This window comes from Vibrio sp., from assembly GCF_050299255.1.
In the GTDB taxonomy this organism is placed as follows: Bacteria; Pseudomonadota; Gammaproteobacteria; order Enterobacterales; family Vibrionaceae; genus Vibrio.
Genome location: NZ_JBNKVP010000188.1, coordinates 1 through 689 on the forward strand (window position 1 = coordinate 1; position 689 = coordinate 689).

At 52.1% G+C, this 689-nt stretch carries 2 protein-coding genes; both read right to left on the reverse strand.

Annotated features, from left to right (window positions below):
* Positions 1-166 (reverse strand): hypothetical protein (locus ACQY6F_RS18955; RefSeq protein ID WP_428776677.1); only part of this gene is annotated, 166 nt, incomplete at its 3' end.
* Positions 167-349: 183 nt separating this feature from the next.
* On the reverse strand, positions 350-689 hold a 340-nt coding region (locus ACQY6F_RS18960), incomplete at its 5' end, for a hypothetical protein (RefSeq protein WP_428776676.1).

The following is a 689-nucleotide window of genomic DNA, read 5'->3' on the forward strand; positions in this document are numbered from 1 at the left end:
CATGTGATGCTCCAGAATCGAATAGAATAATAATGAGATGCTCATTGAGGAAGAACGTACCTGCTAGCACTTCTTCTCCCGTGGGAATCTCCTCCATATTGGTATAGTTGGCGCGGCCAATCCATGGCATAGGAAACTTTTGCTCGGCCCTCTGCTGATTTACCATGGGTGCCGGAGCTCACGGCGAGTTGCTTTGCTTGGGTAGGCGGTATTCTCGAGTGAAGTGGCCCATCTTCCCACAGTTGAAGCATGGAAAGTTGCTAGCGGGAAACTGTTGTGGTGGCCTGATGGTAGTGTGCTGTTGTAGTGGAGTAGGAGCATGGTTGAACTGTTGTTGCTGCTGCTGCTGTTACGGCTGTTGCTGCTGAAATTGCCGCGGTTGGAATTGTGGGCGATTGCCCCAATTCTGCTGCTGTTGTGGTCGACGCAGCTGACCCCCAGGCGGGGTATACACCATGCGGTACTTCGGAGGAGCACCGCTAGAACTACCGCTACCAGTGGATCCAGGCATCATCCTTTTCCGTTTTTTCTCATCGGCCTCAGCAACAGCCTTCATCAACCTCTCTTGATTAATGACTGCACTTGCCACCTCGTTGTACGACAAGCTGGTGAACTGTACCAGGCTCACCTGCAAGTGGATGGTGAGTCTTGCACGGTATAGGTTGGCCTTTTTCTCATCCGTGCTGATG